At 65.4% G+C, this 4,459-nt stretch carries 4 protein-coding genes and 2 pseudogenes; 2 read left to right on the forward strand and 4 right to left on the reverse strand.

Annotated features, from left to right (window positions below; translation table 11 throughout):
* From ACMO6A_RS12820 to ACMO6A_RS12835, 4 genes and pseudogenes are all read right to left on the reverse strand, one after another.
* Positions 1-277: pseudogene (locus ACMO6A_RS12820) on the reverse strand (DUF92 domain-containing protein); the annotation flags it as partial.
* Positions 274-1,152 carry a phytoene/squalene synthase family protein gene (locus tag ACMO6A_RS12825; protein WP_015761044.1) on the reverse strand — a complete coding sequence of 293 codons (879 nt, stop codon included), beginning with the start codon at positions 1,150-1,152 and terminating at the stop codon, positions 274-276. The pseudogene ACMO6A_RS12820 and the gene ACMO6A_RS12825, both read right to left, overlap by 4 nt.
* Positions 1,139-2,632 (reverse strand): phytoene desaturase family protein, encoded by a 1,494-nt coding sequence (locus ACMO6A_RS12830; RefSeq protein WP_015761045.1) that lies wholly within the window; start codon positions 2,630-2,632, stop codon positions 1,139-1,141. Before ACMO6A_RS12830 ends, ACMO6A_RS12825 begins: the two co-directional genes overlap by 14 nt.
* 116 nt (positions 2,633-2,748) lie before the next feature.
* A complete protein-coding gene (locus tag ACMO6A_RS12835; protein ID WP_015761046.1) occupies positions 2,749-3,183 on the reverse strand; it encodes an RrF2 family transcriptional regulator in 435 nt (144 codons plus the stop codon).
* A gap of 227 nt (positions 3,184-3,410) precedes the next feature.
* Here ACMO6A_RS12835 and sufC point away from each other — a divergent pair, with 227 nt between their 5' ends.
* Both sufC and ACMO6A_RS12845 read left to right on the forward strand, forming a co-directional pair.
* A complete protein-coding gene (gene sufC / locus ACMO6A_RS12840) occupies positions 3,411-4,205 on the forward strand; it encodes a Fe-S cluster assembly ATPase SufC (RefSeq protein WP_015761047.1) in 795 nt (264 codons plus the stop codon).
* A 9-nt stretch (positions 4,206-4,214) separates the two neighbouring features.
* Positions 4,215-4,459, forward strand: a pseudogene (locus tag ACMO6A_RS12845) (Fe-S cluster assembly protein SufB); the annotation flags it as partial.

Consider the following 4,459-nt stretch of genomic DNA (forward strand, 5'->3'; position numbering starts at 1 on the left):
CGCCGCCGTCGCGTCCCATGAACGACAGCTTCTGCCGACGGTACGCAAACGCGTTCACAAGGATGAACGCAGCAGGAAGCGCCGCCGCCCACAGAGGCGAATCGAAGAACCGGGCCGCGATGAGCCACCAGCCGCCCAACGCGATATGCACGAACTTGCGGGTTGCCTCCGACGACGCGCCACGCCGCGCGGCCAGGCTGGACGCTCCCAGCACCGCCAGTACGTACGCGAGCGAGACGCCCAAGCCGATCAGGTTCTCCATCACGTCGCCCATCATCGCTTCCCTTCCTCGAGCGCCGCCAGCGCTTCGTCCACCAACTCGCGCGCCGTTGCCTTTGACACGACGACGCGATGCTCGAAGCAACGGTAGCCGTCGGCGCGCACCTCGTCCAAGATGCCGCGGTACAGGTACAGCGACGACAGCGTGGGAAGCCGGCTGTCGTCGTCCAGCTCGATCACGTCGCGCTCCATGGGGCGGTACAACTCCTCCGAGCGGTGCGCCACCGTCTCCCAAGCGTTGCGGAACGCCTCGTCCACCGCGTGCGCGCGCAGGCGCTCCGGCGCGTACGACGCCGCCTCCAGCACCTCCGCGGGCAGGTAGACGCGCCCGTTCTCCAAGTCCTCGCCCACGTCGCGCAGGATGTTGGTCAGCTGCATGGCCACGCCCAGCGCCACCGCGCTGTCGCGCAAACCGTCGTCCACCGGAGAAGCGGCGTGCAGGATGGGCAGCAGCATGAGCCCCACCGACCCGGCCACGTAGTAGCCGTATTCCTCCAGGTCGCCCATCGTTTCCGGCTGACGGAACGACAGGTCGCGACGCTGTCCTTCCAGCATGTCGAAGAAGGGCTGCGCGTCCAGGTCGAACGACGAGCATACCGCGTCGAGCGCGCGCCACAACGGAGCGTCGACCACGGTGCCTGCGAAGAACCGCGCAAGGTCGTCCTGCACCTGCTCGAGCTTCGCCGCGCTGGCGTCGCGGTCGACGCAGTCGTCGGCCAAGCGGCAGAACGCGTACAGCGCGTACACGCTCTGGCGCTTGCAAGCGGGCAGCAGCGAGAACGCTCGGTAGAAGCTATGCGAGTTGCGCCTGATCACGTCCTCGCACCACGCGAAATCGTCCGCGCGCTCTTCAAAGAGGCTACAGGCGGTCATCGCGCATCAGCTCCTCTGCCGCCAGCTTCGCGCTGAGCAGCACGATGGGCACGCCCGCGCCCGGATGGACGCTGCTGCCGCAGAAGTACAGGCGGCTGCAGTCGGTCGCCTTGTTGTGCGGCCGCCAGTAGTTGCTCTGCCCGAGCGTCGGCCGCAAGCCGAACGTCGCGCCGTCGTAGGCGTTGAACCGCTCGGCGAAATCGAGCGGCGTGTAGGCGCGCTCGAACACGATATGGTCGCGCACGTCCTCGTACACCGTCTCGCGCTCCATGAGGTCGAGCACCCGGTCGCGATACTCGGCCACCTCCGCGTCCGACCAGCGGGGCGATGCGGGCGACAGCGGCGGGACCGGCACCAGCACGTACAAGGTCGAACAGCCCTCAGGCGCAAGCGAGCGGTCCAGCGACGAAGGCGCGTAGCAGTAGAACGACGGATCGTCGGGAAAGCGCGCGTCGTCGAAGATGTCGTCGATGTTGCGCTCGAAGTCGGAGGCGAAGCGGATGGAATGCACCGCATCGGAGGGATAACGCTTGTCCAGGCCCAGGTACAGGATGAAGCACGAGCAAGAGTACTCCATCTCCTCGATCTTCTGCGGCGTGTACTTGCCGCGCGCGTCGGCCTCGTCGACGAGCTGGGTGATGGCGTACGGGAAGTCGGCGTCGCACACCACGTAGTCGGCGTAATGCACCGCGCCTCCCGCCTCGACGCCGCAGGCGCAGCCGTTCTCCACCACGATGCGCTCCACCGGCGTGGACGTGCGCAGCTCGCCGCCTTGCTCGAGGAACAGCCGGCCCATAGCCTGCGCCATCGCGTACATGCCGCCCTTCATGAACCACACGCCGTACAGCAGCTCGATCATAGGGATGATCATGTACAGCGAGGGGCCTTCGAACGGCGAGATGCCGATATAGAGCGTTTGGAACGCGAGCGCCTTGCGCAGCCGGTCGTCCTTCACATGATGCGCGACCGACGAGTACGCGTCGCCGAGCGTGTGCAAGCGCAGACCGGCTACCAAGCTTTTCGGGTTGTAGAAATCGATCGGTTTGCGAAACGAGCGTTGCAGGAAGTTGTCCTTCGCGATGAGGTAGCGCTTGTACAGCAGCGCCAGGTACTCGAAGTAACCCTGCGCGTCTTTCTCCCCGACGGCCTCCACGGCGGCGGTCATAGAGGCGAGATCGTTCGATAAGCGCAGACGGTCGCCGGGGCCGAAGGAGATGTCCATGAGCGGTTCGACCTTCTCCATGGGGATGTAGTCGTCGGCATTGCGGCCGCACGTTTCGAACACCTCGCGGTACAGCTCGGGCATCATGACGATGGTGGGACCCACGTCGAACGTGAACCCTTCCTCGCGGATCTGGTTCATCTTGCCGCCCACAAGCGGCTCCTTCTCGAAGAGCGTCACCTCGTATCCGGCATGCTGCAAGCGCGCAGCCGCCGCCAAACCGGCAACGCCGGCACCGATCACGATAACCCGTTTCATGCAACTCCTTCGGTGGAACCCGATACGCTGTCCGGTCATTGTATGGCTCGCGTATCGGCCTTCCGAAGCGGAAAAGTCATCGTGATCTAACCCGTTAGAGCCTCGTCATACCCGCGTTAGATTGCAGGAAGGGACGGCAAGCCGGGTTCCCCGGCCAGATCGGCAAGCGTGACGCCGTCGACGTAGCGCTCGATGACCTCGTCGAGGCCGGCCCAGAAACGCACGGTAGTGCATTCGCCCGCTCGCGGGCAGGCCATCCCCTCTTGCAAATCAAGGCACGCCACCGGGGCCGTGGAGCCTTCCACCGCGCGCAGCACGTCGCCCGCCCTGATAGCGGCCGGCTCCTGTGCCAGCGCGTAGCCGCCGCCCTTGCCGCGCACGCTGCGAAGCAACCCTGCCTGCACGAGCGGACGAGCCAGCTGCTCGAGGTACTTGAGCGAGATGTCCTCGCGCTCCGACACCTCGCGCAGGGCAACCTTACCCTCCGCTCCCGCTTGCGCCACGCACACCATGAGCCGCAGCGCATAACGGCCCTTCGTCGATACGAGCATCTCGATCACCCTTCCTTTCCGTTTCGCGCCGCACACGATGGCGATCTCGCGCGGCAGTCCCGCGTCCCTCCATGCGAACGTATCGCGTGAAGCAGTCGTTCGCACCGGAAGGCCGCCGACCGCTCTCCGTAAATTCTAGCAAACTTGTATGTTTAAGTCTTGACAATATCCCGTTTGCCACTATCTTAATCCTAGCAAAACTATATGATTAATGAAAGGCACCTCACATGACGATCACGACGCGCGATTCGCTCCTCACCATCCGCGGGCTTTCCGCCTCGGTTGACGAAACCCCCATCCTGCACGATATCGATCTCGCCGTGGGCCCCGGCGAGACCCACGTCATCATGGGCCCGAACGGCGCGGGCAAATCCACGCTCGGCCACGTGGTCATGGGAGATGCCGCCTACCGCATGGACGGCGGCTCCGTCGAGTTCGACGGCCGCGACATCACCGACCTCTCCCCCGACAAGCGCTCGCGCGCGGGGCTGTTCCTGAGCTTCCAGGCGCCCGTTGAAATCCCCGGTGTGCCCCTGTCAAGCTTCCTGCGCGCAACCGTCGCCGGCCGCGACGGCAAAGAGCTCAAGGGCAAGCAGTTCAAGAAGCACGTGCGCACCCTGGCCGACGAGCTGGACATGGATCCGTCGTATCTCGACCGCGAGCTGGGCGTGGGCTTCTCGGGCGGCGAAAAGAAGAAGCTGGAGATGCTGCAGCTGCTGTTACTGGAACCGAAGCTGGCCATCCTCGACGAGACGGACTCGGGCCTCGACGTGGACGCGCTGGGCGTGGTGTCGCGCGGCATCGACGCGTACCGTCGCGCCACGGGCGGCGCGCTGGTCGTCATCACCCACAACACGCGCATCCTCGAGCACGTCGACGTCGACCGCGTGCACGTCATGGTGCGCGGCCGCATGGTGGCCGAGGGCGACTCCTCGCTCATCGAATCGATCAACGAGCAGGGCTTCGAGCAGTTCGAGCAAGCCGGTGCGGAAGCGGCGCGCGAACCCGTCGCCGCGCTATAGGAGGCACGCATGACTAAAGAGTTCCGAACCTATGTGGAGGACGTCGACCGCACGCTGTACGACATCAGCGACGCGACCGACCCGTCCCTCCGGCTCGACGCAGGCCTCACGCCCGACATCGTCCGCGAGATCTCAGCCAAGAAGGACGAGCCGTCCTGGATGCTCGACTTCCGCCTGAAGGCGCCCGACACGTACCAGCGCATGCTGCCGCCCGACTGGGGCCCCGGCCTCGAGGGCCTCGACATGGACCACAT

Origin of the sequence: Eggerthella sp. (genome assembly GCF_048329335.1) — a bacterium.
Taxonomy (GTDB): Bacteria; Actinomycetota; Coriobacteriia; order Coriobacteriales; family Eggerthellaceae; genus Eggerthella; species Eggerthella lenta.

Coding starts and splice junctions, on each gene's coding strand:
- ACMO6A_RS12825 (WP_015761044.1), bottom strand. CDS start 1,152: ATGACCGCCTGTAGCCTCTTTGAAGAGCGCGCGGACGATTTCGCGTGG.
- ACMO6A_RS12830 (WP_015761045.1), bottom strand. CDS start 2,632: ATGAAACGGGTTATCGTGATCGGTGCCGGCGTTGCCGGTTTGGCGGCG.
- ACMO6A_RS12835 (WP_015761046.1), bottom strand. CDS start 3,183: ATGCTCGTATCGACGAAGGGCCGTTATGCGCTGCGGCTCATGGTGTGC.
- sufC (WP_015761047.1), top strand. CDS start 3,411: ATGACGATCACGACGCGCGATTCGCTCCTCACCATCCGCGGGCTTTCC.